Source organism: Methylobacterium sp. CM6244 (assembly GCF_054817885.1).
On sequence record NZ_CM139247.1, the window covers coordinates 2,046,292 to 2,072,768 of the forward strand.

25 protein-coding genes are annotated in these 26,477 nt (G+C 67.0%); 12 read left to right on the top strand and 13 right to left on the bottom strand.

Annotated features, from left to right (window positions below):
* The first annotated feature begins 84 nt into the window (after window positions 1-84).
* The 4 genes from ACYQML_RS09480 (at window position 85) to ACYQML_RS09495 (ending at window position 3,488) form a co-directional block, all read left to right on the top strand.
* The gene (locus ACYQML_RS09480) at window positions 85-1,002 is read left to right on the top strand and encodes a glycine betaine ABC transporter substrate-binding protein (RefSeq protein WP_461235392.1); all 918 of its coding nucleotides are present in this window, start codon (window positions 85-87) and stop codon (window positions 1,000-1,002) included.
* A gap of 101 nt (window positions 1,003-1,103) precedes the next feature.
* Entirely contained in the window at window positions 1,104-2,183 is a 1,080-nt protein-coding gene (locus tag ACYQML_RS09485; RefSeq protein ID WP_461235393.1) for an ABC transporter permease, read from the top strand.
* Window positions 2,180-2,920 (top strand): ABC transporter permease, encoded by a 741-nt coding sequence (locus ACYQML_RS09490; RefSeq protein ID WP_056432489.1) that lies wholly within the window; start codon window positions 2,180-2,182, stop codon window positions 2,918-2,920. Before ACYQML_RS09485 ends, ACYQML_RS09490 begins: the two co-directional genes overlap by 4 nt.
* Window positions 2,921-3,191: 271 nt before the next feature.
* Window positions 3,192-3,488 carry a hypothetical protein gene (locus tag ACYQML_RS09495; RefSeq protein ID WP_461235394.1) on the top strand — a complete coding sequence of 99 codons (297 nt, stop codon included), beginning with the start codon at window positions 3,192-3,194 and terminating at the stop codon, window positions 3,486-3,488.
* Between the two features lie 560 nt (window positions 3,489-4,048).
* On the opposite strand, the gene ACYQML_RS09500 is transcribed toward ACYQML_RS09495, so the two are convergent.
* The 7 genes from ACYQML_RS09500 to ACYQML_RS09530 all read right to left on the bottom strand — a co-directional run bounded on the left by ACYQML_RS09500 (window position 4,049) and on the right by ACYQML_RS09530 (window position 12,214).
* A complete protein-coding gene (locus ACYQML_RS09500) occupies window positions 4,049-6,490 on the bottom strand; it encodes an EAL domain-containing protein (protein ID WP_461235395.1) in 2,442 nt (813 codons plus the stop codon).
* Between the two features lie 239 nt (window positions 6,491-6,729).
* Complete coding sequence (locus ACYQML_RS09505) at window positions 6,730-8,055, bottom strand: L,D-transpeptidase family protein (protein WP_461235396.1); 1,326 nt, start codon at window positions 8,053-8,055, stop codon at window positions 6,730-6,732.
* 97 nt (window positions 8,056-8,152) lie between these two features.
* Window positions 8,153-9,070 carry an extensin-like domain-containing protein gene (locus ACYQML_RS09510; protein ID WP_461235397.1) on the bottom strand — a complete coding sequence of 306 codons (918 nt, stop codon included), beginning with the start codon at window positions 9,068-9,070 and terminating at the stop codon, window positions 8,153-8,155.
* A 78-nt stretch (window positions 9,071-9,148) separates the two neighbouring features.
* Window positions 9,149-9,340 carry a hypothetical protein gene (locus tag ACYQML_RS09515; protein ID WP_056254034.1) on the bottom strand — a complete coding sequence of 64 codons (192 nt, stop codon included), beginning with the start codon at window positions 9,338-9,340 and terminating at the stop codon, window positions 9,149-9,151.
* Between the two features lie 122 nt (window positions 9,341-9,462).
* Window positions 9,463-10,869: an ATP-binding protein gene (locus tag ACYQML_RS09520; RefSeq protein WP_082469920.1), complete on the bottom strand. Its 1,407-nt coding sequence runs from the start codon at window positions 10,867-10,869 to the stop codon at window positions 9,463-9,465.
* A gap of 12 nt (window positions 10,870-10,881) precedes the next feature.
* On the bottom strand, window positions 10,882-11,607 hold the full coding sequence (locus ACYQML_RS09525; RefSeq protein WP_056432261.1) for a response regulator: 726 nt from the start codon (window positions 11,605-11,607) through the stop codon (window positions 10,882-10,884).
* 1 nt (window position 11,608) lies between these two features.
* Window positions 11,609-12,214: a MarR family winged helix-turn-helix transcriptional regulator gene (locus ACYQML_RS09530; RefSeq protein ID WP_461235398.1), complete on the bottom strand. Its 606-nt coding sequence runs from the start codon at window positions 12,212-12,214 to the stop codon at window positions 11,609-11,611.
* A 216-nt stretch (window positions 12,215-12,430) separates the two neighbouring features.
* Here ACYQML_RS09530 and ACYQML_RS09535 point away from each other — a divergent pair, with 216 nt between their 5' ends.
* Window positions 12,431-13,318 carry a branched-chain amino acid aminotransferase gene (locus ACYQML_RS09535; protein WP_419951919.1) on the top strand — a complete coding sequence of 296 codons (888 nt, stop codon included), beginning with the start codon at window positions 12,431-12,433 and terminating at the stop codon, window positions 13,316-13,318.
* Between the two features lie 383 nt (window positions 13,319-13,701).
* Here ACYQML_RS09535 and ACYQML_RS09540 read toward each other — a convergent pair whose 3' ends face one another.
* Window positions 13,702-14,394, bottom strand: a complete 693-nt coding sequence (locus tag ACYQML_RS09540) for a glutathione S-transferase family protein (RefSeq protein WP_461235399.1) — start codon at window positions 14,392-14,394, stop codon at window positions 13,702-13,704.
* Between the two features lie 105 nt (window positions 14,395-14,499).
* Here ACYQML_RS09540 and ACYQML_RS09545 point away from each other — a divergent pair, with 105 nt between their 5' ends.
* From ACYQML_RS09545 to ACYQML_RS09555, 3 genes are all read left to right on the top strand, one after another.
* Window positions 14,500-15,063, top strand: a complete 564-nt coding sequence (locus ACYQML_RS09545) for a TetR/AcrR family transcriptional regulator (RefSeq protein ID WP_461235400.1) — start codon at window positions 14,500-14,502, stop codon at window positions 15,061-15,063.
* A gap of 150 nt (window positions 15,064-15,213) precedes the next feature.
* The gene (locus ACYQML_RS09550; protein WP_082469922.1) at window positions 15,214-15,459 is read left to right on the top strand and encodes a DUF3072 domain-containing protein; all 246 of its coding nucleotides are present in this window, start codon (window positions 15,214-15,216) and stop codon (window positions 15,457-15,459) included.
* 341 nt (window positions 15,460-15,800) lie between these two features.
* On the top strand, window positions 15,801-16,052 hold the full coding sequence (locus ACYQML_RS09555) for a Flp family type IVb pilin (protein ID WP_461235401.1): 252 nt from the start codon (window positions 15,801-15,803) through the stop codon (window positions 16,050-16,052).
* Window positions 16,053-16,088: 36 nt separating this feature from the next.
* On the opposite strand, the gene ACYQML_RS09560 is transcribed toward ACYQML_RS09555, so the two are convergent.
* The 5 genes from ACYQML_RS09560 to ACYQML_RS09580 form a co-directional block, all read right to left on the bottom strand.
* Window positions 16,089-16,946 carry a DUF937 domain-containing protein gene (locus ACYQML_RS09560; RefSeq protein WP_461235402.1) on the bottom strand — a complete coding sequence of 286 codons (858 nt, stop codon included), beginning with the start codon at window positions 16,944-16,946 and terminating at the stop codon, window positions 16,089-16,091.
* Window positions 16,947-17,064: 118 nt separating this feature from the next.
* Entirely contained in the window at window positions 17,065-18,519 is a 1,455-nt protein-coding gene (locus ACYQML_RS09565; RefSeq protein ID WP_461235403.1) for an MATE family efflux transporter, read from the bottom strand.
* A complete protein-coding gene (locus ACYQML_RS09570) occupies window positions 18,512-20,419 on the bottom strand; it encodes a monovalent cation:proton antiporter-2 (CPA2) family protein (protein ID WP_461235404.1) in 1,908 nt (635 codons plus the stop codon). The genes ACYQML_RS09565 and ACYQML_RS09570 overlap by 8 nt, the downstream gene beginning before the upstream one ends.
* A gap of 179 nt (window positions 20,420-20,598) precedes the next feature.
* Window positions 20,599-20,889: a DUF1127 domain-containing protein gene (locus ACYQML_RS09575; RefSeq protein ID WP_056432281.1), complete on the bottom strand. Its 291-nt coding sequence runs from the start codon at window positions 20,887-20,889 to the stop codon at window positions 20,599-20,601.
* 235 nt (window positions 20,890-21,124) lie between these two features.
* Window positions 21,125-21,421 (bottom strand): DUF1127 domain-containing protein, encoded by a 297-nt coding sequence (locus ACYQML_RS09580; RefSeq protein ID WP_461235405.1) that lies wholly within the window; start codon window positions 21,419-21,421, stop codon window positions 21,125-21,127.
* A gap of 141 nt (window positions 21,422-21,562) precedes the next feature.
* Here ACYQML_RS09580 and ACYQML_RS09585 point away from each other — a divergent pair, with 141 nt between their 5' ends.
* From ACYQML_RS09585 to thrB, 4 genes are all read left to right on the top strand, one after another.
* Complete coding sequence (locus ACYQML_RS09585; RefSeq protein ID WP_461235406.1) at window positions 21,563-22,960, top strand: aminotransferase-like domain-containing protein; 1,398 nt, start codon at window positions 21,563-21,565, stop codon at window positions 22,958-22,960.
* Window positions 22,961-23,056: 96 nt separating this feature from the next.
* Window positions 23,057-24,283 (top strand): acyl-CoA dehydrogenase family protein, encoded by a 1,227-nt coding sequence (locus ACYQML_RS09590; protein WP_461235407.1) that lies wholly within the window; start codon window positions 23,057-23,059, stop codon window positions 24,281-24,283.
* A 124-nt stretch (window positions 24,284-24,407) separates the two neighbouring features.
* The gene (ispH, locus tag ACYQML_RS09595; protein ID WP_461235408.1) at window positions 24,408-25,403 is read left to right on the top strand and encodes a 4-hydroxy-3-methylbut-2-enyl diphosphate reductase; all 996 of its coding nucleotides are present in this window, start codon (window positions 24,408-24,410) and stop codon (window positions 25,401-25,403) included.
* A gap of 79 nt (window positions 25,404-25,482) precedes the next feature.
* On the top strand, window positions 25,483-26,448 hold the full coding sequence (gene thrB, locus ACYQML_RS09600; protein WP_207413210.1) for a homoserine kinase: 966 nt from the start codon (window positions 25,483-25,485) through the stop codon (window positions 26,446-26,448).
* Window positions 26,449-26,477 lie beyond the last annotated feature (29 nt).

The window sequence follows — 26,477 nt, forward strand, 5'->3', positions numbered from 1 at the left end:
GATCGGGTTAATGTTATCGGACGATACATTTTCACGCACATCGCCGATACCTGTGGCATGCGGAGCAAGCGAGGGCGCGGCCTCATGACCACTCATCGTCGCGGCGCCCTGGTAATGCTGGGCGCGGCGTCCTTCGCGGCTGCATCTCCTGTCCGAGCTGAGCGGCCCCTCGTCGTGGCCTCGAAAAGCGATACGGAGGGAGCGCTCACGGGGGCGATGATCGCCCTGGCGCTCGAGCATCTCAACGTCCCGGTGGTGCGCAAGCTCGGCCTCGGCCCGACCCTGATCGTCCGCGGCGCCCTGCTGTCCGGCGACGTGGATATCTACCCGGAATATACCGGAAACGGAGCGTTCTTCACCGGCACCGAGGCCGATCCTGCCTGGAAGATCCCTCAGGACGCCTACGAGACCATCCGGCGGAGCGATGCCGAAAAGGGGCTGATCTGGCTCGCCAGGGCGCCCGCCAACAACACCTGGCTCATCGCCCTCAACGGCGCTTTCGCGCGGGAGCGGCATCTGGTCACGATGGCGGATTTCGCCAAGGCGGCGAATGACGGCCTGATCCTGCTGGCCGCGTCAACCGAGTTCGTGGAGAGCCCGGCGGCTTTGCCGTCCTTCGAGGCGGCCTACCGTTTCAGCCTGCCCCTCGACCGCATCATCAGCCTGCCCGGCGGCGATACGGCGGTGACGGCCCGGGCGGCGGCACAGCGGATCAGCGGGGTCAATGCCGGGATGGTCTATGGCACCGACGGGGCTCTCTCCGCCCTGGACCTCGTGGTGATGAGCGATCCCGCTGCGGCCCAGATCGTCTATGAGGTCGCGCCGGTCATCCGCGCCGCCGCTTTGGAGCGATTTCCGGCGATCGGCCCGGCCCTGGCCCGCATTTTCGCCGGTCTCGACGCGCCGACCCTTCGCCGGCTGAACGCGCGGATCACCGTGGACGGCGAGATCGCGGAAAAGGTCGCGCGCGACGACCTCACGGAGCGCGGGCTGATCGGATGAGAGCGGAATCGGACCCGCGTTCGAACCGCCATCGGGCGGCTTTTCATGCGTCATCGGCCGGGCTTTTCGGGGCCGGCCTTCTCATCGCATTCCTCCATCGGATGGCGCTGCTCGATATCGCGCCGAATCGCCTCCTGCCCGGCGCTCCCGTGGCTGCGTCCGGGTTCGGCGATGGGTCGATCGGCCTGGTCTCGCTGCTGTCGCTGGCCGGTCTCGTCCTTTTCGCGACGCTGCCCCGACGCATGGGCGGTGTGCTCGCCGTCGGCCTCTTCGCGGCGGCCTGGGCTTTCCTCCTGCTCGGCCTCGGGGCGGAGGCCACTCGTCGCCTCGCCTCCATGCCGCCGGCTGCGAGAGCCAGCCTCGGCTCCGGGTTCTGGATGGCCTCGGCCTGCCTCCTGGCCTTCGCCGGAGCCAGCATCGGACGCGCCCGGATCCGCGGGCTCGGAGTGGTCGCCGCCCTCGCTGCCGCGGGAATCCTGATCGCGGCGTGGCACGGCGGCGGGTTGGACCGGCTCTCGCTGGTCGTGGAATATGCCGGGCGGCAGGAGACTCTGCATCGGGCCGTCGCCGAGCATCTGCTCCTCTCGGGCGGGGCGATCGTCCTGGCGCTTCCGGCGGCGGTGATTCTGTCGCTCTGGCGCTCGGGGGAGGGAATCGTCGGGCTCGTCGTGAGCGGCATACAGGTGATTCCCGCCGTCGCCTTATTCGGCGGCCTCGTCGCCCTGGTCTCCGGGTTGGTCCGCGCCGTGCCGGCCCTGCGCGATCTCGGCCTTTCGGCGCTGGGGCCATGGCCCGCCCTCATCGGCATCGCCGCCTACCTGCTGCTTCCGCTCTGGCGCGGGATCGGCACGGCCCTGCGCTCCGCCGACCCCGCCGCCATCGATGCCGCCGAGGCCATCGGCCTGACGAGGGGGCAGATCTTGCGGCAGGTTAGGCTGCCGCTCGGCGCGCCGGTGCTCGTGGGAGCCTTGCGGGTCGCGACGGTCCAGAGCCTCGGCCTCGCGACACTGGGCGCCCTCATCGGCGCAGGCGGCCTCGGGCGGATCGTGTTCGACGGCATGGCCCAGTTCGCGCCCGACCTGATCCTCCTCGGCGCCATCCCCATCGTCGCCCTGTCGCTGGCGGCGGAAGCGGCCTTGAGCGCGATGGAGGCAAGCTGCCGTGCGAGGTGGCGCGCATGACCCACCGCCTACGCCCGGCCTTCGGTATCTTCCTGGTCGGAGCCATCTTCGCGGCGATGAGCCATCCCTCCCTGGCCGCCTGGATCGTGGCCGGCCTCGGCGAGGAGCCGCGACGGGGCCTGAGCGCCGAGCGGTTGCTGGCCCTCGCGACGCATCATCTCGGCCTCGCCGCGCTCGGGCTCGCCCTGGTGGCCGTCCTCGGCCTCGGTCTCGGCATTCTGGTGACGCGCGCGTTCGCCGCGCCCCTGCGCGGCGGCATCGACGGCATCGCCGCCGCCGCGCAGGCGGTGCCTCCGGTGGTGATGGTGGCGCTGGCCCTGCCCATCCTGGGCTTCGGCGGGCCGCCGACCCTATTGGCCCTCGTGGCCTACGGCATCATGCCGGTCCTGCGCGGCACGGTGGGCGCGCTGGAATCGGTCTCGCCCGAGGCCCGCGAGGCGGCGGAGGCCTTGGGCTTCACGCCGATCCAGATCCTGCTCCGGGTGGAACTGCCCCTGGCGCTGCCGGGCCTCGTCGATGCCCTGCGCACGGCCCTCGTCCTCGCCATCGCCACCACGGCGGTGGGAGCCCTGGCGGGAGCCTCCACCCTCGGCACCCCTATCGTCGCCGGGCTGCAGAACCAGAACGTCCTGCCGATGCTGCAGGGCGCGCTCGCCACCGCCGCCCTGGCCTTCCTCTGCGACGCGGTGCTGCTCGGGCTGGCGAGTTTGGTTTCGGCGGACCGAGCGCGGCAATGAATGGGCTTCGTAAAGGCGGCGACCGTTTATGCGATCTAAAATCGACGACGGGTCGGAGCCTGTTAAAATTGATTTCCCATGCTTTACCTCATCCTGAGGTGCCGCGTAGCGGCCTCGAAGGAGGGCTCCAGAACCCGCTACGCGAACTGGAAGGCTCCTTCGAGGCCTTCGCTGCACTTCGGCACCTCAGGATGAGGTGGTCGGCTGGGGATGATGAGCTCAAGCCGTCGGCGCGGTCGCTGCCGGGCCTGTTCGAACGTCACGAGGCGGTATGACAAACCCCACGGCGCAGGACATCGCGGCATTGCGGAGCGAGTGGATCACCGGAGGTCGGCTGGTCGTCGGGGACGATTCCTCTCCGTCGGACCATGAATCCGTCTACCGATGGGTCTTGAACTTCATCGACCGCAGCGCTGACGATCCCGACTACAGCACCGTCCTCGGCCTGATTTATCATAGCCTGAACTTCGATATCCCGTTCAGCGCGACCCAGTCCGTTCGGGACGATCTGATGCACATAGCGCGGAGAAAACTCGATGATCCGCATTGGCGCAGACACCCGCCCTAGCTCTCGGGCTGCGAGAGTTCCTTTGCATCAGCGGGGACGCGAGGCTGCCGAGGGCGAAACGCGATAAAGCCGACGGAGTGAAGGGCAGCCGAGGATGGCACGCCGACCGGATTGGTCACCGTGCCAAAGGTTGGACCCGATGCGCTCACGGGCCGCCTCAATGCCTGCGTGCGCGACGGTCCGGGGCGGATTGCCGTCTTGCATGGACCGCTCGAAGTTGTTGGCAAGGAGAAGCCCGAGGGGGAGCGGGGCTCCCCGACAGCTCTCCCCAGTGGTGCTCGCCTCGGAGATCACCTCGTCGGTCCGATGCTGAACGAGGACATCGAGCGGCGGCAGAAATCGTAGACATGCCATTGCCACCCAATCGATCTTGGCTTTCACGGCCCTATCGGCCCGCCAACGGCTCAGATCGCCGGACGTTGGAAGCCGGTAACGTTGCCGGACCGTCGCGGTAGGGTCCTGGCCTTGCGTCCCGAAGCAGACGTTGCCGTTGATGCTGGACGTCGCGTGCCCGAAAACATCAGTTCTTCGTAGCCGGCGTGGAACAAGAAAACGCGGTATCAGGCCACAAGATCTTTCGAAGCACGGGCGTATTGAAGAGCATCGCGCGCTGAAAGTGGTTTGCTCAGCAAGTAGCCTTGTGCCTCTGTGAAACCCTCTCGACGTGCGTGGGCAAGCTGCATTTCGTCCTCGACACCCTCGGCGGTGATGCTCGCGCCCAGCCGTTCAGCGAGGCCGACGATGGCGCGCACGATCGCGGCCGTATCGGCATTGCCGATTTCGTGGATGAAGGAACGGTCGATCTTGATCTTGTCGAATGGGAATCGCCGCAGATAACTCAAGGACGAAAAGCCGGTGCCGAAATCATCGAGGGCTATGTGTACTCCAATCTCACGCAGCCGATGCAGGCAACGGATTGCGCTCTCCGTATCACTCATCAGCACGCTCTCGGTGATTTCGAGCTCGAGACGATGCGGCGGCAGACCTGACGCCGCCAGCGCCGTCACAACAGCATGCTCCAAACCAAGTTCGGCGAATTGCACGGTTGAGGCGTTCACCGCGACCTTGAGGTCGCCGGGCCATCCCGCCGCTTCGCAGCATGCATCCTTCAGGGCCCAGGCACCGAGCTGGACGACCAAGCCGATTTCTTCGGCCAGTGGAATGAAGTCTCCGGGCGAGACGAGGCCCCGCGAAGGACTTCTCCAACGCATGAGCGCCTCGAAGCCGCTCAACATATCGTTCTCGAGGCGGATGATCGGCTGGTAGTACAACTCGAACTCACCCAGCCGAACGGCTTCGCGAAGGTCTAGTTCGAGCGCATTGCGTTCGGCTATCGCCGCATCCATCTCAGGCTCGTAGTAGCGGTAAGTGCTCCGACCTGCGGCCTTGGCGCGGTAGAGCGCGATATCGGCATTCTTGAACAACTGGTCCGGATTGCAGCCATCCTGCGGCCCCAGCGCGATGCCAATACTGATCCCGACACTGACTGCGCGGCCCTCGATATCGAAAGGCAGCTTCACGGCGTCGATGACCTGCTGCGCTGTAGTGCTGGAATTCTGCGGATGGTCGAGTCCTCTGAGAACGATCGCAAACTCGTCGCCGCCGAGCCGAGCGACAGTGTCTCCCTCACGGATCGCCGCGGTAAGCCGTTCAGCGACCTTGCGCAGAAGGGTGTCGCCCGCCGGGTGTCCCATGCTGTCGTTCACGGATTTGAAACGATCGAGATCGCAGGCGAGCACCGCGAAGAAGTGTCCGCGTCGTTCCGCGCTCACCATTTCACGGTCGAGGCGATCCCAAAATAGGGTGCGGTTGGGCAATCCGGTGAGCGCATCATACAACGCCAGATACTCGATCTGCTGCTCCGCTTGTTTGCGCGCCGCGATGTCGATCTGTGTGCCGACGATGCGGAGTGGAGCCCCTGTGGCATCACGCGCGACGATCTTGCCGCGCGACAGGACCCACGTGTAGGCACCGCTTTTGTTGCGGACGCGTTGCTCGCATTCGTAGATCTTCGTCTTTCCCTCTATGTGGTCGGCCAGCTGCCTTCGAGACTGCTCGATGTCGTCAGGGTGCGTAAGTCGTATCAAGGACCGCACATGACCCTCGATCTCGCCCGGCTCGTAGCCGAGCATTGTCTGCGAGCGGTCTGAGAACCAGACCTTTCCTGTCGCGACATCCCAGTCCCAAAGGCCGTCGCTGCCGCTATCGAGGGCGAGCGCAAGACGCTCTTCGCTGATCCGCAATGCGGTCTCACTGGTCCGCAAGGCGCGATTGGCTCGGCGCATGCGGTCGGCGAACAGGGCGAGCGCGGCAAAGCCCAGGATCGCAAGCATGACCGCGGCGATGCCGGAGGCGAGGGCGAGACGCGGCAGCCCAGACACCGAAGCAGGTTCCGCTCCGTCAGGGGTGATCTGCACAGCGCCCATGGCGGTGAAGTGCAATCCCGCGATCGCGACGGTCAGAAGCGTCGCAGCGACACCGATCGGATATTTCAGCCCCCGATGCCTGAAAGCGACGAATGCGGCGGCTGAAAAGCTACAACCGATCAGCACCGAGGCGAAGACGAGCGTTCGATCCCAGGCAAAAGCTCCAGGAAGCTGGATGCTCGCCATGCCGATAAAATGCATGGCCGCCACGCCCAGCCCGAGAACGATCCCGGCGCCCGCCGCCATGGCTGAATTGGTGGCCCAACGTCCGAACGCCAGTGCGACCACCGACGCCAGTATGGCAGCCATCAAGGATAGCAGCGTCAAGCGCGTATTGTAGCTGACGACGAGTCCCGGATCATAACCGAGCATACCGATGAAATGCGTACTCCAGACCCCGGCTCCAGCTGAGAAACCCGCCGCCAACAGCCACGCCAAAGGTTCCAGGCCCCGGCTCTTAGTTGACTGGCGGGCAAGCCGCAGCGCGGTATGGCTCGAAACCCAGCATACGATAGCAGCAAGGGGCAAGACCCAGGCGTCGTGCTGCGCGCTTAGGCAGAGAAGGGCGCGGTACATTGACGAATACCCTGTGGTTTTATGTCGACCACGCTGCCGTCAAGAGCCTTAATAAATTTAAACTATTTCTCGATGAATACGATTGAGATCAGGGCTATACAGTGAACCTCCGTTTCTCCGGTTGTGCACTCTATCCCGCCCGGTGGCCTGAAAGCCGACTTACTCACGAGCTGCTCGGGTCGGAACCTGCCCCTCCTCCGTTCGAACTGCGCACGTCCCAACTCTACGCCCAAGTCACCTCACTCGTCCTTGAACACCACCTTCGCGCCGCGCTCGATGCGGGTGGCGAGGTCGCGGGCGTCCCAGTTGGTCAGGCGGATGCAGCCGTGGGATTCGGTCTTGCCGACCTTCTCCGGCTCTGGCGTGCCGTGGATGCCGTAGGACGGGATCGACAGGTCGATCCAGACGATGCCGACCGGGTTGTTCGGGCCGGGGCGGATCGAGAAGGTCTTGTTCGTCTTCACGCCCTTGAAGGCGTATTTCGGGTTGTAGGTATAGACCGGCGCGAAGGCGACGCCCTTCACCTTGGCCTCGCCTGAGGGGGCCGGCTTCTCGGCGCTGCCGATGGAGGCGGGGTAATAGGCCCGCAAGGTGCCGTCCTCGCCGAAGCCTCGGACATGCCTGGTGACCTTGTCGACCTCGACCCGCGCGATGTCCTTCTTCGGGGCGTCATCCTTCTTCGGGGCGTCATCCTTCTTTGGGGCGTCATCCTTCTTGAAGGTATCGTCGCTCTTGGGCGCATCGTCCTTCTTCGACGTGTCCGTGCCTTTGTCCGCAGCCGGCTTGTCTGCGGATTTGCCGTCCGATGCGTCGCGGGCCTTGTCTTCAGATTTGCCGCTGGACTTGCTCTTGGACTTCGCCTCGTCCTTTGCCGGCTTGCCGGTCTCGAGCGGAGGGACCGCTGCCACGACGATGCCGGTGCCCGCCTTGTCGAAGGCGGCGTCGGGGTTCAGGGCGCTGAGGAGATCGCGCGACATGTGGAATCGCTCGGCCAGCATCTCGCGCGGATTGGTGTAGTTCATCGCCTCGAGATCGGCCTGCTCTTCCATCTTGGCGGGGATCTTTTCCGCGAAGGGGCCCGAGGCGTCGGTGTCGGTGATCGTGTAGGTGGCCACCACCGGGTCGGCGCTGGAGGCGGCCAGCTTGTCGAAGAGCTCCTGGTTCAGGGTCTGGCTCGCAGGCAGCCCCTGGGCCACGGCGAAGGCCGACAGGGCGTTGCGCATGTTCTCGCCGTCCCGCCCGTCGATGGCGCCGGGGGAGAAATGCGCCCGGTCGAGCAGCACCTGGACTTTCACCAGCAGCGGCTGAGGACGCTTGTCCTTGCCCTTCGCCCGCGCTTTCTTGCTCTCCTTCTTGCCGCCACCCTCGGGCGTCTCTGGCGCCGAGAAGGTCGCGCCGTTGATCGCCTCGGCGGTCAGGGCCTCGCCGGGAGCGTCCTTGTCGGAGCTCGCCTTGCTGGCCTCCGAGGATGTGTTTCCCGCCGGCTTCGCCACTGCCGCGTTCGGAGCCGCGAGGCAGACAAGAGCCATGAGCGCGACGGCGCTCGGCAGGGGCAGATGGGGCATCGGGAGATCAACTTTCGCCTAGGGATCGACAGCTTCGTTCCTTCAAGCCGGCTCGACCCTTCGGCGTTCCACCGCTCCTACTGGCAGAGACCAAGTCTTATTGGCAGAGGCGATGTCCCGCATTCCTCTCGCGTTCGTCGAGATGGAGGTGGTTGCCGTGGGAGGCATCCGACCCCGGCCCGAGCACGGTGCGGAAGAAGGCGCAGGCCTTGGCCCGGGTCGCGGCCTGGAACGTCGCCTCCGGCGCACCGTCGAGGCCGGCGCCCACCTGGATCGGTGCCCGTCCTTCGAAGCCGTAGCCCATGATGTCCACGCCGTTGGCAAAGCTGTGCTCGCTGAGCTTGGCGTCGGGATCGTGGTTCTGGCCGCGACACTCGTAGGACGTGCCGATGGAGAGGCTTCGAAGCGGAGCCTTCAGGATGCGCTCCGAGGCTTCCTGGGCCTCCGTCGTCCAGCGCGCCAGGGCTTCGGCGGTGTTGCAGACCAGGGTCGCGGGCGGGGTGAGCGTCACCTCGCCGGACAGACGGCTGAGCTTCAATGGCTTTTCCGCGCCACATTGGCCGTTCGAGATCGGCGGCAGCGCCTCGAAGACCGCTCCCAGCCGTTCGAGGCGTTTGCGACAGGCGGTATCGTCGAGGGGGGCGACCGTCAGCGTCAGGGCGGGCGTGGAGGCCGGCGGCGTCGAGAGTTCGGCCGGGCGCGGTGGCGGCGCCGGCATTTCCGCGGCCGGGCCCGTCTCCGGCGCGGCCGGGGCAGGGGGCGTGAGTTCGGCCGGGCGTTCGGGCGGGGTGGGAGCGTCCGGCAGGGGCGGGACCGTCGCGGGTGTCGGCGCGGGCTCGGGCTTCAGCTCGGCGGGCCGAACCGGCGGCTCCGGCATCGACCCGGGCGGAGGGGCCGACTTTTCCTCGGCGGCCAGGGCCGGAAGTGTCAGCGCTGCCACGCCCGCCGCTAGGCAGAGGACGAGTGCCGTCCATGGCCGGGCGGGCAGGGGAATTCGAGCGAGGGCGGCCTTCATGTCGTCCTCGATCCCATCGTCACCGTTGCGTCACCGGGGAACCGGCCCCGCCATGGGGCCGATCCGGAGGCGCGGTTGTCAGCCTTCCGAGCGGGCGGCGAGCCGGCTCGCGCCGTAGGACAGAATCCCGGCGATGGCGAACAGGGCGACGAAGGTCTTCACCGTGGCGGAGAACAGCGCCGGCTCGATCCCGGTATCGGTGTAGAGCAGGAGGCCGATGGCGGAGATCGGGAGGAGCAGGACGATCAGGACGGGACCCAGCGGGTTCATGGCGTACTCGCGTGTATCGGGACCGGGGTTCGGCCCTTCTCTTGAAAGCGGCACCGGTCATAGCATTGGACTGCGCCCGAGGGGACACCCCGAACGCAACAAAATTCACAGGCGCTCCACCATCACGCCGGGATGCGGACGGTGGCCCGCAATCCCCCCAGCGGACTGTCATGAAGGGCGACGTCGCCGCCATGGGCGCGGGCGATGTCACGGGCGATGGCGAGGCCGAGGCCCGACCCGCCGGCATCCTGGCGGGCATCGTCGAGGCGGACGAAGGGCTTGAACACCTCTTCGCGGCTCTCGGGAGGGATGCCGGGGCCGTCATCGTCGATGGAGACGACGAAGGAGCGTGCCTCCGTGCGGCCCCGGATCGCCACCGTCTCGCCGTAGCGGGCGGCGTTGGCGGCGAGATTGAACAGGCAGCGGCGGAACGCGTCCGGCCGCAGCGTCACCATGGCGCGGCCGTCGAACTCCACCTCGGCCACATGGGCGCCGAGGCGTTCCACGTCGGTGCGCAGGTCGTCCAGCATCGCCCGCATGTCGGTGGACACGGCGGCCTCGCCGGAATCGCCGCGCGCGAAGGCGAGGTAGGCCTCCAGCATCCGGCTCATCTCGTCGACGTCGCGCTGGAGGTCTTCCACCTCCGAGGTCTGCTCCACCAGGGCGAGCGACAGCTTGAACCGCGTGATGATGGTGCGAAGGTCGTGGCTGACGCCGTTGAGCATGGTCGTGCGCTGTTCCATCGCCCGCTCGATGCGCCGCTTCATCTCGATGAAGGCGTGGCCGGCCTGGCGCACCTCGCGGGCGCCGCGCGGCCGGAACTCGATCTCGCGGCCCTTGCCGAAACTTTCCGCCACGTCGGCCAGCCGCAGGATCGGCTTGATCTGGTTGCGCAGGAACAGGATCGCCACGCCGAGCAGGACCAGGGACGAACCGCTCATCCAGAGCAGGAAAATGTGCGAGTTCGAGGCGTAGGCCATGCTCCGCCGCGCGGTCACCCGCAGCACCCCGTCCGGGATCTCGACGCGGATCTCGATGAGGCTGGACCGGCCCACCGTGTCGATCCAGAACGGCCGGCCGATCTGCTTGGCGAGTTCCTCGGAGAGTGTCTCGTCGAGGATGGAGAAGAACGGGCGCGGCCCCGGCAGGGGGAGCTTCGCCCCCTTCAGGATGTCGAGGTCGAGGTTCAGCCGCGTGCCGGCGATACGGGTGAGGGTGTCGGCGTCCTTGTCCTGGGGGTAACTCTCATAGACGTCGATCATCGCCGCCACGTCGGCCGTCACGGCGGCCGAGAGGCGGCGCGTCACGAGCTGCCAGTGCCGCTCCATGAAGGTGTAGGCGATCACCGATTGCAGCAGCACCACCGGCGCGATGATGATGATGAGCGAGCGGGCATAGAGCCCCTTCGGCAGGGCGTTGCCGATGGCGCGGGCGAGCCTCTTCCACATCCGGCGCGGATGCGGTCTCGCGCGCCAGGCAGCGGCGGTGCTGGTTCTGATCCGCGACAGGTTCAGGCCGGCGAGGGCCATGGCGGGTCCTGTCTAATCGATCGCGAGGCGGTAGCCGATGCCGCGGACCGTCTGGAGGAAGAGGGGATTGCCCGGATCGACCTCGGTCTTGCGGCGCAGGCGGTTGATCTGCACGTCGATGGTGCGCTCCGCGGCCAGCCCGCCATTCCCGGCCAGCACGTCGCGGTCGACATTGCCGCCCTTGGCCTCCGCCAGGATCGTCAGGATCTCGCGTTCGCGCTCGGTGATGCGGATGGTCTCCTCGTCGCGGCGCAGTTCGCCCCGATCGATCCGGTAGGAGAACGGCCCGAACGTCACCGTGGCGATGGTGCGGTCCGATGGCGGCGCGCCGTCCGGCCGGCGCTTGATGATGTTGTTGAGGCGCAGGATCAGCTCGCGCGGCTCGAAGGGCTTGGGCAGGTAATCGTCCGCCCCGATCTCGAGCCCCATCACCCGGTCGTTGGGGTTGGAACGGGCGGTGAGCATCAGGATCGGCACCCGCGAGGTCTCGCGCACCTGCCGGGCGTAATCGAAACCGTTCTCGCCCGGCATCATCACATCGAGGACGAGGGCGTCGAAGACGAAGCTCTGTGCCCGCTGGCGGGCCTCCTCGACATTCCCGGCGGAGGTGACGCGAAAGCCCTGCTCGTAGAGATAGCGCGACAGCAATTCACGTACCCGCCGGTCGTCGTCGACCACGAGGATATGCGGCGCGTGGTCGGGAAGCTCGGCGCGGACCTTCAGTTCCGGTGATGCCATGTCAGCGACGGCTCCGGGCGCGCCGCGCCATCAGGCTCGTCACCGCCGCGCGCTCTTCGGGTTCGATCATCGCCATGAGAAACCCCTGTGCCGCTGCAAATCCGCTCTTGTCCCGAGCGTCCTCCGGACCATCCCCCACCGGGTCCGCGATGGCGCGGGCGACCCGCCGTACCTGCACCCGCGTCAGCTCGGCCGTGAGGGTGGCGCCCGTCTCCGAACAATAGAGCAGACGCTGCCGGCGGTCGCTCCGGCCGGTCTTCTGCACGATGTGACCCTGTTCGATCAAATCCTTGAGAACCCGGTTTAGACTCTGCTTCGTGATCCGCAGGATGTCGAGGAGTTCGGCGATGGTCAGGCCGGGATAGTGGTAGACGAAATGGAGCACCCGGTGATGCGCCCGCCCGAACCCGTATTCGGCCAGCATCCGGTCCGGGTCGCCGACGAAATCGCGGTAGGCGAAGAAGAGCAGTTCGACGAGATCGTTGGTGATGCCGTTGTCGGATGTGCGCACGCCTTCGGGCGCGAGACCTGAATCCGCCAGCCCGTCATCCTCCCCGGACGGGGGTATGGGGGGCGGGCTCGTTGCCAGGGTCGATTGGCGCGTCACGTCCGGCGACATCCTCAATATACGTCAGTGTTGTTGACATATCTCAGGGGCGTTGATACCCGTCAAGCCTCCCCGGGGCCGGCTCGCCGTAACGGCCGTCTTGCGGACCTCCGTCCCCGCGGATACTGCGCGGGGCATTGCCTGGCCATCGCGCCAACCCGATCGATCGACCCCGCAGGCGCCCCGATGCGAGCCCGCGGTTTCAAGGAATTCGTCATGTCCGTGATCCCGTTCGACGAACGCGAGGGCACCATCTGGTTCGATGGCGTGCTGGTGCCGTGGCGCGAGGCCAAGATCCACGTGCTCAGCCACGGTCTGCATTACGGCTCGGCGGTGTTCGAGGGCGAGCGCGCCTATGGCGGACGGATCTTCAAGAGCCACGAGCATGCCGAGCGCCTGCTCCGCTCGGCGCAGTATCTCGATTTCACGATTCCCTACGGCGTCGCCGAGATCGAGGCGGCCAAGGAACTCGTGCTCAAGACCAGCGGCCTCACCGACGCTTACCTGCGTCCCGTCGCTTGGCGCGGTTCGGAGATGATGGGCGTCTCGGCCCAGAACAACACCATCCATCTCGCCGTCGCCGCCTGGGAATGGCCGAGCTATTTCGATCCCGAGACCAAGATGAAGGGCATCCGCCTCGACATGGCCGATTATCGCCGGCCCGATCCGCGGACCATCCCCTCCGCCTCGAAGGCGGCCGGCCTCTACATGATCTGCACGATCTCGAAGCACCGGGCCGAGAACAAGGGCTATGCCGACGCCCTGATGCTCGATTGGGAGGATTACGTCGCCGAATGCACCGGTGCGAACATCTTCTTCATCAAGGACGGCGTGGTCCACACCCCGCTCGCCGACCGCTTCCTCAACGGCATCACCCGCCAGACCGTCATCGACCTCGCCCACCGGCGTGGCTTCGAGGTGATCGAACGGCGGATCAAGCCCGAGGAGATGGAGGGCTTCTCCGAGTGCTTCATCACCGGCTCGGCTGCCGAAGTGACACCGGTCTCCGAAATCGGCCCCTACCGCTTCACCCCGGCGTCCATGACCAAGACGCTCATGGACGATTACACCGCCGAGGTTCAGCCGAAGGCGGTGGCGGCGTAGTTCGGACCGCACTTCGCGGGGCCACGTCGTGGGCGCTTGCCAGGGACGAGGCGTGAACGACGCCTTGCCCTCGCTCACCGGGGATGCACATCGAGCTGGTCCTTCGTGACGAGGCTCGCCGTCCATCACGCAAGCGGGCGCGATGGACGGTCCCGGTGTGGAAGCCTGCGGCTCCCAGACACCTGTCTGCTCGGATTTTTCAGCGGACGATCCTAACCGAAATCGAACATCCAAGCAGATTTCCTCATCCTGAGGTGCCCGCGTCAGCGGGCCTCGAAGGAGGCCTCCAGTGGTCACGCGATCCCTGGAAGGCTCCTGCGAGGCCGCTATGCGGCACCTCAGCAGGATGAGGCGAAGCCCTGGAAAAACAGCCCGAACAGGCCCTAAGCCGCGTCGCCGTATCGCGCCAGGTCTTCCGGCCTCGGGACCTGTCCGCTGCGGTTCTTCACGGCCGGACGATCGGCGACCTTGCCGCGCCAGTCGTGAAGGGCGGTGAGTTCCGGGGCGATCGGCAGGCCGACGATCTCGGCGAACATCAGCCCGGCGAACAAGGTGATGTCCGGCATCGAGAAGCCCTCTCCGGCGAGAAAGGGCTGCTTCGCCAGCAGATCGTTGAAATAGGGCATGTTGGCGACGGCATAGGCGCCGCGCCGCTGCCCCCATTCTTTGGCCCCGCTCCAATCCGGCATCCGCCATGGCCGCAGCGCGCCGCCGAGGCCGGGGGTGCCGTAATGGAAATAATCGTCGACGGCATCGATCAGCATCATCTCGGCGCGCCGCTGCATCATGTGGATGACGCCTTTGTCACGCGGTGTCGTACCCGTGAGGGTCGGATGGCCGTCCAGGTTGTCGAGATATTCCGTGATCGCCGTGGATTCGGTGATGATCGTCCCGTCATCGAGTTCGAGGACCGGGACCTTCCCGATCGGGTTCATCGCCAGGAAGCCAGGCTGCTTCTGCTCGGCGGCGATGAGGTCGATACTGACGAACTCGACCCTTTCCTCCAGTCCCTTCTCGGCGAGGACGATGCGGATTCGTGCGGGGTGGGGACCCGCCTCCCGGTCGTAGATTCTCATGGGCAACGCTCTCTATCTGCCAGTTGGTAGATACACCATGCAGGTCGATGACGACACGTCAACGTCTACCTGCCAATCGATAGAATGCAGGTGTAGAAGCGGAGGATGAGCGAGAGCACCCGGGAACTGATCCTGAACGCCGCAAGGCTGACCGCGCAGGCACGCGGCTATGGCGGCCTGAACTTCCGTGATCTCGCGGAGGAGGTGGGAATCAAGGCGGCGAGCATCCACTATTATTTCCCCGGCAAGGCTGCCCTGGGGGCGGCGGTGGCGCGGCGCTACCGGGAAGATGCGTTCGCTGCCCTGGAGGCCCTATCGGACGCATGTCCGGATCCGGTCGCCTGTCTGCGGCGCTACCCCGACACGTTCCGCACGGCGCTCCAGAACGACAACCGAATGTGCCTCGGCAGCATGATGGCCGCCGAGCACGACGACCTGCCGGACGACGTGAAGACGGAGGTGCGAGCTTTCGCCGAGGTGAACGTGGCCTGGATCGGCAGACAGCTGACCGCCGCATCCCCGGTCACCGCCGAGACCGCCACGTCGAGAGCCTGGGCCATCTTCGCGGCCATCGCCGGCGCGCAACTTCTGGCGAGAGGCCGGTCGGATCTCTCCGTCTACGATGCGGCGATCGACACCTACCGTCAGGCGGGACTTCTGCCGGGCTAGCGGGGCACCAACGATATGGCCGCCGGTTGCCGGAACGAAGGATCGTGGCGGAGTGAGGCTTACACCCCGCATCCCGGGGATGGTCAGGGTTCGGAACTCATCGGCGACCGCCTCGTTATGGAGAGAACAATTCAGGAACGAGGTCGAGCGATGACGAAGAAGCAGGCGACGGACGAGAACGAGAACCCGAAGACGGCGGGTGGCGATGCATCGAACCGGATCAAGGATCCGAGCGAGTGGACCACGGGCGACGAGCCGATGACCGGCGCGCAGGCTTCCTATCTCAAGACCCTGTCGGAGGAGGCGAAATCACCCGACTCGTTCGAGCCGGATCTGGACAAGGCCGAGGCCTCCAAACGGATCGACGCGCTGCGCAAGGAATCCGGAAAAGCTTGATGGACGGCAGCCCCGGTCGCGGACTTGCGGCACGCGTTTTCGATAGGGCGAGACCCGATCCGCCTTGTCTTGCATAACGATGTCTGGCGCGCCTTTGGCTCGGCCCTTCGGGGCCGGGCGACACCGGTGACGCGGAATGACGATGTGAGCGGTGAAAGCGCTGGGCCGTCGCTGCCGGATCGCGGGACATCGAACCGGGTGTCGAGCCCCTGGTCGCGTTGGTGGAGGGGCACGTACCCATTGGAAGTCCCACGGCGTTTCGCCGGTATTTGGTTAAACCGTCGGCAATGATTTCCGTCGTAGGAAGGCGGGCGCTGCTTCTTCAGGGATCGCCTCGCTCGATGACGATTTCTGAAAAAAACGATGTGACATCTGCGGTCGCCAAGCCGATCTCGTCCTCGGATGGCCCTTCGTCCCGTCTTTCACGAAGCGCTTCGCGGTTCGCCCGAGATACAAGCGGGACGTCCGCGATCGAATATGCGCTGATTGCCAGCGTTATCGTCCTGGGGATCGTCACGGCGCTGCTGAATTACACCAACCGGGTCCGCGAGCTTTACGAGTCTGTCGCGCAGGCTTTCACCCGGAGTATTTGAGCGTTCGTGCCCCGCGCGTCTCGTGCGGCGCCGGCTTCAGCGCCGCGTCTGGCCGGGCCGGTTCGGCGTCGGGGTGTTGGCTTTCGACGGGCCTACGGACGCCATGCCGTCACGCCACAGGCTGTCGAACAGGCTCTGCATCGTCCTGGCGTTTTCCTGCTGAACCTCCAGCCCGGACTGAAACATCTGCTGCAACAGATCGAACGGGTTCAGCGCAGCACCTTGCTGCGCGCCGGCCGAGGCCTGACGGGATTCGGGCGTAGGGGAAGAATCCTGCGCCGGTCGGGCCGCCGGGAACAGGCGTGCGGGCGGCAGGCTCTTCTGTGCCGGGGCGGTGCGAGTAGGGGGGGCGGCCTGCATCGGCGAAGACAGCATCGCACCGCTCGCTTTCATGAAGCCGTTCATCATCTCGGTCCAATAGGGATGGGTCGGGATGCCGAAGGGCGAGGGCGGGGGAGGCGCGGGCTGGGGAGCGGGCTGCCCTGGATTCATCATCACGTGGACGATCCCCGCCACGACCATGCCGGCCATGAGCGGCAGCATCTGCCGAAGGGCGGGCGTCGCCACGCCGCTCACCGCAGCCGCCTGTTGCAGGACGGCCTGGCTCAGATGCTGCGAGCCGAAGAGCTGGCGCATCATGGCATCCATCTGCGGCTTGGCCTGCGGGGCGGTGAGCGCGGCCGGGTCCATGAAGCTGAACATCTGGGTGAAGCCGGTGGGATCGGCGGCGGCGTTGCGCTGGAGGCCGAGCGTCAGGGCCGGCATCAGCGCTTCCATGGCCCGACGGGTCTGATCCGGCGACAATCCGAATTGCTGGCCGAAACCGTTGGGGCCCAGGAAACCATTGGGGTCCATGCCACCCTGCGCCTGCAAGAGATCGAACAGGTTGAACATGGCGGCAGCCTCTTGATCCCATCGCGGCCAGGCCGAATTGCTTCGGCCTGCTGTCGAGACGCGAACTCTGTCGCATCCCAGTCGTACTTACCAGCCCGAGATCATGCCCGTCCCGGCTCTAAACCAGTGCGTTCGGCCTCTCCGGTGCCGGAATATCGCCCCCGGAGGCATCCGCATCGGCCTCCGAGGCCAATTTCGGCGCGAAACCGCCCCGTTGCTCGAGCTGCGTCACCGTCCGAAAGGCGAGAGCGATACCGATCGCCCCGAAGGCGATGGAGCCGAACCCCACCCCGGCGATGATGCCCTCCGGGCCGTAGAGATAGCCGCCGAGGAGCGCCGGGGGCACGGTTCCGAGGGTGGCACGGCCCCAATTGAGGAAGGTGGACAGGAAGGGAAAGCCGAGGTTGTTGAACGAGGCGTTGGCGAGGAACAGCAGCCCGGTGAAGAACCACACGCCTCCGCTCACGAGGCAGAAGAAGACGAACAGGTCGGCGGCGGTGCCGGTCAGTTCGAACAGGCCCGTCAAGGGGCCGCGAAAGGCGATCAGCGCGGCCCAGACCACCACGACATAGACCGCCGTCACCAGTGCGCCGTTCCTCAGCACGCCGCGCATCCGGTCGAACCGCCCCGCTCCCCAGTTCTGGCCGAGGATTGGCCCGATCGAGCCGGACATGGCGAAGAGGCCGCCGAAGGCGACCGGCGTCAGCCGGTCGATCACCACGTTGCCGGCCACCGCCACGGCGCCGAACTTGGCCAGCGCATGGGCGATGAAGGCGCTCGCCACCGAGGGGGCGAGATTGGTGAGCACGGCGGGCAGGGCGATCCTGAAGACGATGGGCGCGTCCGAGATCACATCCGCGACGCTCGGCGTGGCGAGCATCCGGTGCTGGCGCACGCCCCAGAGACCGACGAGGGCGAAGGTCGCCCGCGCCACGCAGGTGGTGATGGCGGCCCCGTCGATCCCCAGCCCCGCCGTGAAGATGAGGAGGGGATCGAGACCGGCGGTGACGATGGCGCCGCCCAGCGTCACGTACATCGCCTGGCGCGCCGCCCCGACGGAGCGAAGCAGGCCCGAGAACATCATGCCCGGTCCCATGAGCAGGTTCGAGGGCAGGGCGATCCAGAGGAAGCGCTCGGCGACGGGCAGCGTCTCGGCGTCGGCGCCGATCCAGGACAGGATGGTCGGCAGAACCGGCAGCATGGCGAGGACGAGGATGCCCGAGACGATGATGCCGTGGATCGAGGCGGATGTGGCCAGCCGCCGCGCGCCCGCTTCGTCGCCCGCGCCGATGGCCCTTGAGACCAGGGCCCCGGCGGCGATCATCAGGCCGATATTGATGGCGATGGCGAAGAACTGGACGATGGTGGCGAAGCCCACCGCCGCCGTGAGCGTCGGGTCGCCGAGTTTCGAGACATAGATCAGCGAGAGCAGGTCGACGACGAAGATCGCCATCAGCCCGATCGAGCCCGTCCCGCTCATCACCACGACGTGCCGCAGGATCGATCCCGTGACGAAACGGCCCGTCTCCCGTCGGGCGGCGGGTTCCACCGCCGCCGCGCTCGTTTCAGGCATCCGCTGGCGTGTCCTGCAATGGGGAATCCTGGACTTGCAACGTGCGGGTCGCGGCTTCGCGCTGTTCCAGGCCGATAATATCTCTGGTTTCGGCGCTGAGGGCGCGCGACGGGCGCTGCGGACGGGTCAAGGGTTCGGGTTTGATCTCGGGGCTGCCGCCGATATAGCGCGTTTCCTCCGGAAGGGCGCCGGCTTGCTGCAGGACGAGGCGCGCCACGTCACGCTTGCGCACGTCCTGCGCCGTGGCGGCGGCGGCCTCGGCCGAGATGCCGAGCCCTTCCAGGGTCGCGCGGCCGAAGGCGATGGCCGATTCCACGGTCTCGCGAAGCTGATAATCCACGTCGCGGTTCATCAGCTCCACGGAATGCATCCGGTCGAAGGCGCGGACATAGGTGCGCACTCCGGTGAATTCCTCATGCACGATATCGACGATCTTCAACGCCGCCTGGGGATCGTCGACACAGATGCAGAGCAGCTCGACCCGGCCGATTCCGGCCGCGCGCAGCACGTCGAGGCGCGTGCCGTCGCCGTAATAGATGCGGAACCCGAAGCGCGAGGCGGAACGGATCTGCTCCACGTCCTTGTCGATGACAGTGACGCTGATTCCCTCGGCCAGGAGCACCTGGGTCAGGATCTGTCCGAAACGGCCGAACCCGACTACGAGGACGCGGGCCTCCGTGCTCTCGATCTGGTCTGGTGCGTGCTCCACCGCGTCCGGCCGGTGGCGGGACAGGTAGCCGTCGAGGGCCTTGGCGGCGACGGGGCCGACCAGCATGGTCAGGGCGGCGAGCGCCACGGCGAACCGGGTGGAGGATTGGTCGATCAGCCCCAGTTCGGACCCGGCGGGAAGCAGCACGAAGGCGAATTCGCCCGCCGGCGCGAGGATCGCCGCGCCGCGCACGGCATCGAGCCAGGGCGATCCGAACAGGCGGAACAGGGCGGCCACGATGGCGACCTTGAGCAGGATGGCGGCCGCCGTCGCGCCGAGGAGGGCGGGCCACGCGCTCTTCAGCAGGCCGCCGTCGATGGACATGCCCACGCTCATGAAGAACAGGCCGAGGAGCATGCCGCGGAACGGCTCGATATCGGCCTCCAGCTGGTGGCGGAAGTTCGACTCCGCGAGAAGCACGCCGGCGAGGAAGGCGCCCATCGCCATGGACAGGCCGACATGCTCCATCAGCATCGCGGTGCCGAGGACCACGAGGAGGGCCGCCGCCGTCATGACCTCGCGCGCGCCGCTGGCCGCCAGCATGCTGAAGAACGGATTGAGGCCGTAGCGGCCCACCAGCACCACGGCCAGGATCGCCGCCCCGACGGTTCCCGTGGAGGCGAGCGCGTGTCCCAGCCACTCGTCGTTGCCGGTGCTGCCGCTGGAGGCGAGAAGCGGCATCAGGGCGAGGATGGCCACGACGGAGATGTCCTGGAACAGCAGCACCGCGAAGGCGCGTCCGCCATAGGGCGTGCCGAGATCGCCGCGCTCTTCCAAGAGCTGCAGGGCGACGGCGGTGGCCGACAGGGCAAGGGCGACGCCGATGACGAGGCTCGCGGCCAAGGTGAGCCCGAACAGGGCGCAGGCGCCGGCAAGCAGGATCGTGCAGAGGAGCAGCTGTGCCGCACCGAGCCCGAAAATGTCGCGCCGCATCGAAATCAGCCGGGAAATCTCGAGTTCGAGCCCGACGATGAAGAGAAGGAGGACGACGCCGAGTTCCGCGACGCTCGCGGCGGTCTCCGGCTCGGCGATGAGCGAGAAGCCGAAGGGGCCGATGATGACCCCGGCGACGAGATATCCGAGTACCGCGCTCTGCCCGATGAGACGGAAGATCGGCACGCCGATCACCGCCGCCGACAGGAAGGTCAGCACCGGCGGCAGGAAGCTCACATGGGTGGAGGCGCTCGCCATGTCGATCCGGTCTATGAGGAGTGGGGTCGCCCGCGGCCGGTGCCGCGAGCGCGTCGCCGTGCTCTCCTCTTAGACCAGGGGCATCGCCCCCGCCACGCCTGCATGTGGTGGATGGGCCGTGTCGCATCCACTACCGGTGCGCAGCGGCACGCGGTTCAGCCGAAGCGGCGCATGACGTGTCAGGCGAAGCGGCGCGTGACTTGGCGGACGGCGCGATGGGCCAGGATCACCTTGGTGGCGTCCGAAGGCGAGGGCGCGTCGTAGGCGTCCAGGACGTCCCAGCGGGTGAGGCCGATATCGTTCAATTCGCGCTCGGAAAGGGAGCCGAGCTCCACGAGGCCGCGCTTGTCGGCGTCGTTGCGCGAGACCAGGGACGCGGCCTTGGAGAAGAGGTTGCCGATGAAGCGGGTGGCCCGGCCGACCTGTTCGGCTGCCGCGTCGCCCGGGGTCCAGTTGAGGGTGCTGTTCATGATCCTGAGTTCCAATTCTCGACGCACAATCTTTGCGGCGAAGGTGATGGGGGTGATGTGCGCCCCCTCCGCCCCGAAAGACGTGCGATCGAGCACTTAGCCCAAATAGACTTGCGGTGCCTGCAGGTCTGGTAGAACCGGACCACGGATAAACCTCAATCATCAACCGAATGACCAGTTTGGCGGCATGCCGAATTCGAAGTCATGCTCAATAATGCACGTTCCGCCATCTTGATCAGATCTTAACGCCTCGGGCGCGGCGTGCTTCCCTTCTCTCGTCCTGGCGGACCAGCAGGAACTGGGAGGCGTCGGCCTCAACAGCGCCTGCATCCATCACGTCCTGCCGGATCAGGCCGATATCCTTCAATTCGCGATCGGTCATGACACTGAGCTTGCGCAGGACCCGCCGGTTGATCGCCTGGCGCGACAGTTCGGCGGCCAGTCCGGTGAACAGCCGGGCGGCGGCGAGGGAGACGCGCCGAGCGAGATCGCCCGTCCGCGTGGTGTTCCGCTGCTGCAGGATCGTAGTCATCGATAGGCCTTTCCTTCGCCGGCCTGCCGCGCGGGCCTGACGGCGTTTCGTCGGAGGGCAGGGATGGCCCCGTCCCGCTGGCGGAGACAGGGACAGTCCAGTACGCTTTGGCTGAATTGTCCGGGCGAAGGATCAGTACAGATGGCGGGATCAGCGCGGACCACGGTCACCCTGGTGGATACGGTGTCGTCCGCGATCATGGAGCGGATCGCCGGACGCCAGCTCATGCCCGGCGCGCGGCTGCCCTCGGTGCGGGCTTTCGCCGAATCCATGGGCGTGTCGAAATCCACCGTGGTCGAGGCCTATGAGCGCCTCGGCGCGGAGGGCGCCATCGTCGCGCGCCGGGGCTCGGGCTTCTATGTGGCGGGCAAGACCCGCCCGCTCTGCCTGAAGGAGATCGGGCCGCAGCTCGACCGCGCCGTGGATCCGCTCTGGATCACCCGGCAATCGATGCAATCCGGGCCGGACCTGCTGAAACCCGGTTCCGGCTGGCTGCCCTCGTCATGGATGCCCGAGGAGGCGATCCGGCGCGCCCTGCGCCACATCGCCCGCGACGCCGATTCGAACGTGATCTGCTATGACAAGCCCCTCGGCTTTCCGCCATTGCGGAGCCAGATCGCCCGGCGTCTCTCCGAGAAGGGGATCGAGGCGGAGGCCGACCAGATCGTCCTGACGGATTCGGCGACCCAGGCCGTGGACCTGCTGTCCCGGTTCCTCCTCGACCCGGGCGACGCCGTGCTGGTCGATGACCCCTGCTACTTCAATTACCATGCGCTGCTGCGGGCGAACCGCGCGAAGGTGGTGGGTGTGCCCTTCACCCCCGCCGGGCCGGACGTCGCCGAGCTCGAACGGCTGATCGTCGAGCACCGGCCCCGGTTCTACCTGACCAATTCCGCGCTCCATAACCCCACCGGCGCCACCCTGGCTCCCGCCGTGGCCCACCGCGTCCTCAAGCTCGCCGAGGCGCATGACATGCTCATCGTCGAGGACGACATCTTCGGAGATCTCGAAGCCGACCCGGCCCCGCGTCTGGCGGGGTTCGACGGGCTCGACCGGGTGATCGCGGTCGGCAGCTTCTCGAAGACCCTCTCGGCCTCGATCCGCTGCGGCTACATCGCCCTGCGCCCCGACTGGGTGGAGGGGCTGATCGACCTGAAGCTCGCCCTCAGCCTCGGCAACGGTCATCTCTCCGCGGCGCTGATGCATCGCCTCATCACCGACGGGGCCTATCGCCGCCACCTCGCGGAAATCCGCGAAAAACTCGCCCGCGCCATGGGCGAGACCGCACGGCGGCTGGAGCGCTGCGGCCTGACGCTCTGGACCGAGCCGCGCGGCGGCCTCTTCCTCTGGGCGCGCCTGCCGGACGGGCTCGATTCGGCCGATATCGCCCGCAACGCCCTGGCGCGGGACGTGGTCCTCGCCCCGGGTGCGGCCTTCAGCATCGGCGCAAGCGGGCGTGACTTCCTTCGCTTCAACGTGGCCCATTGCGCCGATCCGCGCCTGTTTCGCGTGCTGGAAGAGAGCATGGCGGCGGCCTGACGACTTTCTGGTGCGCCGCGACAGGTGGAACCCCTGAGCCGAAGCGAAGCTTTGCTGGATAAGGGCGACGCCCAACACAAAGTCTCGGGAGGAACCATGTCGAAGTCGGAGCTGAAGCAGCCGCGTCCGCCGGAGCTGTTCTCCCCCTGGCGCACGGAGGCGCGCGCCAGGCTTCAGCAGGAGGCCCGCGACTTCGCCCGGGACGTGGTGCTGCCGCTCGCCGACGAACTCGACCGGCAGAAAGCCGAGATGCCGCGCTCGCTCATCGACCGGATGGCGGCCAAGGGCTGGTTCGGCATCACCATCCCGGCCGAGCATGGCGGGCTCGGCCTCGGCGTGTTCGAATATTGCCTCGTCTCCGAAGAACTGGCTCGCGCCTGGCTCTCCGTCGGCAGCATCCTTGCGCGGGGGCAGGGTCTCGGCACCCAGACCCTCGACGAGGAGCGCCGCCGCGCTCTGCTGCGAAAGTCAGCGCGTGGCGAGTGGATCGGCGGCATCGCCCTGTCCGAGCCCACCGCCGGTTCCGATCTCGCCGGCGTCCAGACCCGCGCGGTGCGCGACGGGGACGAATGGGTGCTCACCGGGACCAAGCGCTGGGCCGGATTCGCGCTCGCAGCAGATTTCATCGAAGTCCTGGCCCGCACCCGCGAGCCGGAGCCGGGCGAGCCGCGCTCGGCCGGGCTGGAGCCGTTCCTCGTGGTCAAGAAGCCCGGCACCTTCCCCGAGGGCATGACCGGGCACGTCATCGACAAGATCGGCTATCACGGCTTTCTCACCTTCGAACTCGAACTCGATGGCGTGCGCGTGCCCGAGGGCGACCGTCTCACCGGCCTCTACGGCGATGGCGGCGCGGATGCGGATTCCGGCGGCTTCGCCTCGGTGCAGCGCGGCCTCAACATCGCCCGCGTCCACACCGCCGCCCGCGCCGTCGGCGTCGCCCGCGCGGCGGTGGAGGATTGCCAGCTCTACCTGCAGGAGCGCGAACAGTTCGGCCATCCGATCGGCGAGTTCCAGGCCCTGCGCTTCGCGCTGGCCGACATGTCGGCGGAGGTCGATCAGGCCCGCGCCTACTGGCAACAGGTGGCCCACCTTCTCGACGAGGGCGAGGCGGCCGAGAGCGAATCCGCCAAGGTGAAGCTGCTGGCCACCGAGATGGCGGTGCGCGTCACCAACCAAGCGATGCAGCTCCACGGCGGCAACGGCTACACCACCGAACGCCGGGTGGAACGCTACTGGCGCGACGCGCGGCTCACCACGATCTTCGAGGGAACCAGCGAGATCCAGCGGCGGATCATCAGCGACCGGATGCTGGGGCGCAGGTAAGTGACGCAAGGGAGGGACGCAGCCGATCCTGCCCCGGTGTGCCCCCTCCGCCCTGACACCGCCGCGCATTTTACGCTATAGGAGGTTGACAGGGGCGGCCTCGCCTCGCCACATCCCGGCTATCATGAGCGATCCTCTTTCGAAGACCTTTCCCGACGGTTCGGCCAAGCCGCCGCTGGAGATCCTGCTCTGCGCACCGCGGGGGTTCTGCGCGGGCGTGGTTCGCGCCATCGACGTGGTGGAGCGGGCGCTGGCGATCTACGGACCTCCGGTCTATGTGCGTCACGAGATCGTCCACAACAAATACGTGGTCGAGAGCCTGAAGCGGAAGGGCGCGGTGTTCGTCCGTGAGCTCGACGAGGTGCCGGACGGCAATGCCCCGGTGATCTTCTCGGCCCACGGCGTCGCCAAGACGGTGCCGGCCAATGCCGACAATCGCGGGCTCGTCACCATCGACGCCACCTGCCCGCTGGTGACCAAGGTCCACCGCGAGGCCGAGATCCACCACAAGCGCGGCCGCCACGTCCTGCTGGTCGGCCATTCCGGCCATCCGGAAGTCGTCGGCACCATGGGCCAGCTGCCCAAGGGCTCGATCACCCTGGTGGAGGATCTTGAGCAGATCGCGGCCCTGGAGCCGGAGAATCGCGACAACCTCGCCTGGGTCACCCAGACGACCCTGTCGGTGGACGATACCCGCCACATCGTCGCCGCCCTGAAGGAGAAGTTCCCGACCATTACCGGGCCGCACAAGGACGACATCTGCTACGCCACCACCAACCGCCAGGAAGCGGTGAAGCAGGTGGCACCGCTCGTGGACGCGGTGATCGTCGTCGGCTCCTCGAACTCCTCGAACTCGCAGCGTCTCCGCGAAGTCGCCGAGCGCGTCGGCTGCCCGATCACCCGCCTCGTGCTCCGCGCCGAGGAGATCGACTGGCCGGCTTTCGAGGGCATCCGCAAGCTCGGCCTCACCGCCGGCGCCTCGGCGCCCGAGGTGCTGGTGGAAGAGATCATCGACGCCTTCGCCGCCCGCTACGACGTCACCGTCGATACGGTTTCCACGGTGGTGGAGGACATGTCCTTCCCGCTGCCGCGCGAATTGCGCAGCGAAGCCGCCGAGTAACACGGCCGCATCGGCTCTCTATCCGGGGGCGCCTGCGGGCGCCCCTTCGCGTTTCCGCCCTCGAACCTCAGCGAAGCCCGTGGCCGTCTATACCGAGGTCTCCGACGAGGCGCTGACCGCCTTCCTCTCCGAATACGAGATCGGCACGCTCCTGTCCTACAAGGGCATCGCCGAGGGCGTCGAGAACACCAACTTCTTCCTGCACACCACGGCGGGCTCCTACATTCTCACCCTCTACGAGAAGAGGGTGAATGCCGGCGACCTGCCGTTCTTCCTCAACCTGATGCAGCACCTCGCCGCGCGCGGCCTCGCCTGCCCGCAGCCGATCGCGCGGCGCGACGGCGTGGCGCTGGGCACGCTCTGCGGCCGTCCGGCGGTGATCGTGAGCTTCCTGGAGGGCGTGTCGGTCAAGCGGCCGACCCCCGACCATTGTCGGGCGCTGGGCGTCGCCCTTGCGGGGCTGCATCGCGCCGGCAGCGATTTCGGCATGACCCGCGCCAACAACCTCTCCGTCGAGGCATGGCAGCCGCTGTTCGAGACCGCCGGCCCCGCCGCCGACAGCGTGTCCGAGGGGCTGACGGAGCGCGTGCGCGGCGATCTCGCGGTTCTCCAGGCCGGCTGGCCGCGCGGCCTGCCCTCCGGCGTGATCCATGCCGACCTGTTCACCGACAACGTGTTCTTCATCGGCGACGACCTGTCGGGTCTGATCGACTTCTATTTCGCCTGTACCGACGCCTTCGCCTACGACCTCGCCATTTGCCTCAATGCCTGGTGCTTCGAGGCGGACGGCACGTTCTTCCCCGAGAAGGGCGAGGCGATGATCGCCGGCTACCAATCCGTGCGTCGTCTGCAGGACGACGAGGTCGCGGCGCTGCCGATCCTGTGTCGGGGCGCGGCCCTGCGCTTCATGCTGACCCGCCTGGTCGACTGGCTGAACGTGCCCCCCGGCGCCCTGGTCCAGCCGAAGGACCCGCTGGAATACGACCGCCGGCTGGTGTTCCACCGCGCGGCGACGCAGGCGCGGGATTACGGCTGGCGAGAATAGCGTCCGCGTAGAGGTGAGGCCAAGAAAAA

Excerpts from the sequence above, each read along its gene's own strand:
- ACYQML_RS09480 (WP_461235392.1), top strand. The coding sequence starts at position 85 with ATGACCACTCATCGTCGCGGCGCCCTGGTAATGCTGGGCGCGGCGTCC.
- ACYQML_RS09485 (WP_461235393.1), top strand. The coding sequence starts at position 1,104 with ATGGCGCTGCTCGATATCGCGCCGAATCGCCTCCTGCCCGGCGCTCCC.
- ACYQML_RS09490 (WP_056432489.1), top strand. The coding sequence starts at position 2,180 with ATGACCCACCGCCTACGCCCGGCCTTCGGTATCTTCCTGGTCGGAGCC.
- ACYQML_RS09495 (WP_461235394.1), top strand. The coding sequence starts at position 3,192 with ATGACAAACCCCACGGCGCAGGACATCGCGGCATTGCGGAGCGAGTGG.
- ACYQML_RS09500 (WP_461235395.1), bottom strand. The coding sequence starts at position 6,490 with ATGTACCGCGCCCTTCTCTGCCTAAGCGCGCAGCACGACGCCTGGGTC.
- ACYQML_RS09505 (WP_461235396.1), bottom strand. The coding sequence starts at position 8,055 with ATGCCCCATCTGCCCCTGCCGAGCGCCGTCGCGCTCATGGCTCTTGTC.
- ACYQML_RS09510 (WP_461235397.1), bottom strand. The coding sequence starts at position 9,070 with ATGAAGGCCGCCCTCGCTCGAATTCCCCTGCCCGCCCGGCCATGGACG.
- ACYQML_RS09515 (WP_056254034.1), bottom strand. The coding sequence starts at position 9,340 with ATGAACCCGCTGGGTCCCGTCCTGATCGTCCTGCTCCTCCCGATCTCC.
- ACYQML_RS09520 (WP_082469920.1), bottom strand. The coding sequence starts at position 10,869 with ATGGCCCTCGCCGGCCTGAACCTGTCGCGGATCAGAACCAGCACCGCC.
- ACYQML_RS09525 (WP_056432261.1), bottom strand. The coding sequence starts at position 11,607 with ATGGCATCACCGGAACTGAAGGTCCGCGCCGAGCTTCCCGACCACGCG.
- ACYQML_RS09535 (WP_419951919.1), top strand. The coding sequence starts at position 12,431 with ATGTCCGTGATCCCGTTCGACGAACGCGAGGGCACCATCTGGTTCGAT.
- ACYQML_RS09540 (WP_461235399.1), bottom strand. The coding sequence starts at position 14,394 with ATGAGAATCTACGACCGGGAGGCGGGTCCCCACCCCGCACGAATCCGC.
- ACYQML_RS09545 (WP_461235400.1), top strand. The coding sequence starts at position 14,500 with ATGAGCGAGAGCACCCGGGAACTGATCCTGAACGCCGCAAGGCTGACC.
- ACYQML_RS09550 (WP_082469922.1), top strand. The coding sequence starts at position 15,214 with ATGACGAAGAAGCAGGCGACGGACGAGAACGAGAACCCGAAGACGGCG.
- ACYQML_RS09555 (WP_461235401.1), top strand. The coding sequence starts at position 15,801 with ATGACGATTTCTGAAAAAAACGATGTGACATCTGCGGTCGCCAAGCCG.
- ACYQML_RS09560 (WP_461235402.1), bottom strand. The coding sequence starts at position 16,946 with ATGTTCAACCTGTTCGATCTCTTGCAGGCGCAGGGTGGCATGGACCCC.
- ACYQML_RS09565 (WP_461235403.1), bottom strand. The coding sequence starts at position 18,519 with ATGCCTGAAACGAGCGCGGCGGCGGTGGAACCCGCCGCCCGACGGGAG.
- ACYQML_RS09570 (WP_461235404.1), bottom strand. The coding sequence starts at position 20,419 with ATGGCGAGCGCCTCCACCCATGTGAGCTTCCTGCCGCCGGTGCTGACC.
- ACYQML_RS09575 (WP_056432281.1), bottom strand. The coding sequence starts at position 20,889 with ATGAACAGCACCCTCAACTGGACCCCGGGCGACGCGGCAGCCGAACAG.
- ACYQML_RS09580 (WP_461235405.1), bottom strand. The coding sequence starts at position 21,421 with ATGACTACGATCCTGCAGCAGCGGAACACCACGCGGACGGGCGATCTC.
- ACYQML_RS09585 (WP_461235406.1), top strand. The coding sequence starts at position 21,563 with ATGGCGGGATCAGCGCGGACCACGGTCACCCTGGTGGATACGGTGTCG.
- ACYQML_RS09590 (WP_461235407.1), top strand. The coding sequence starts at position 23,057 with ATGTCGAAGTCGGAGCTGAAGCAGCCGCGTCCGCCGGAGCTGTTCTCC.
- ispH (WP_461235408.1), top strand. The coding sequence starts at position 24,408 with ATGAGCGATCCTCTTTCGAAGACCTTTCCCGACGGTTCGGCCAAGCCG.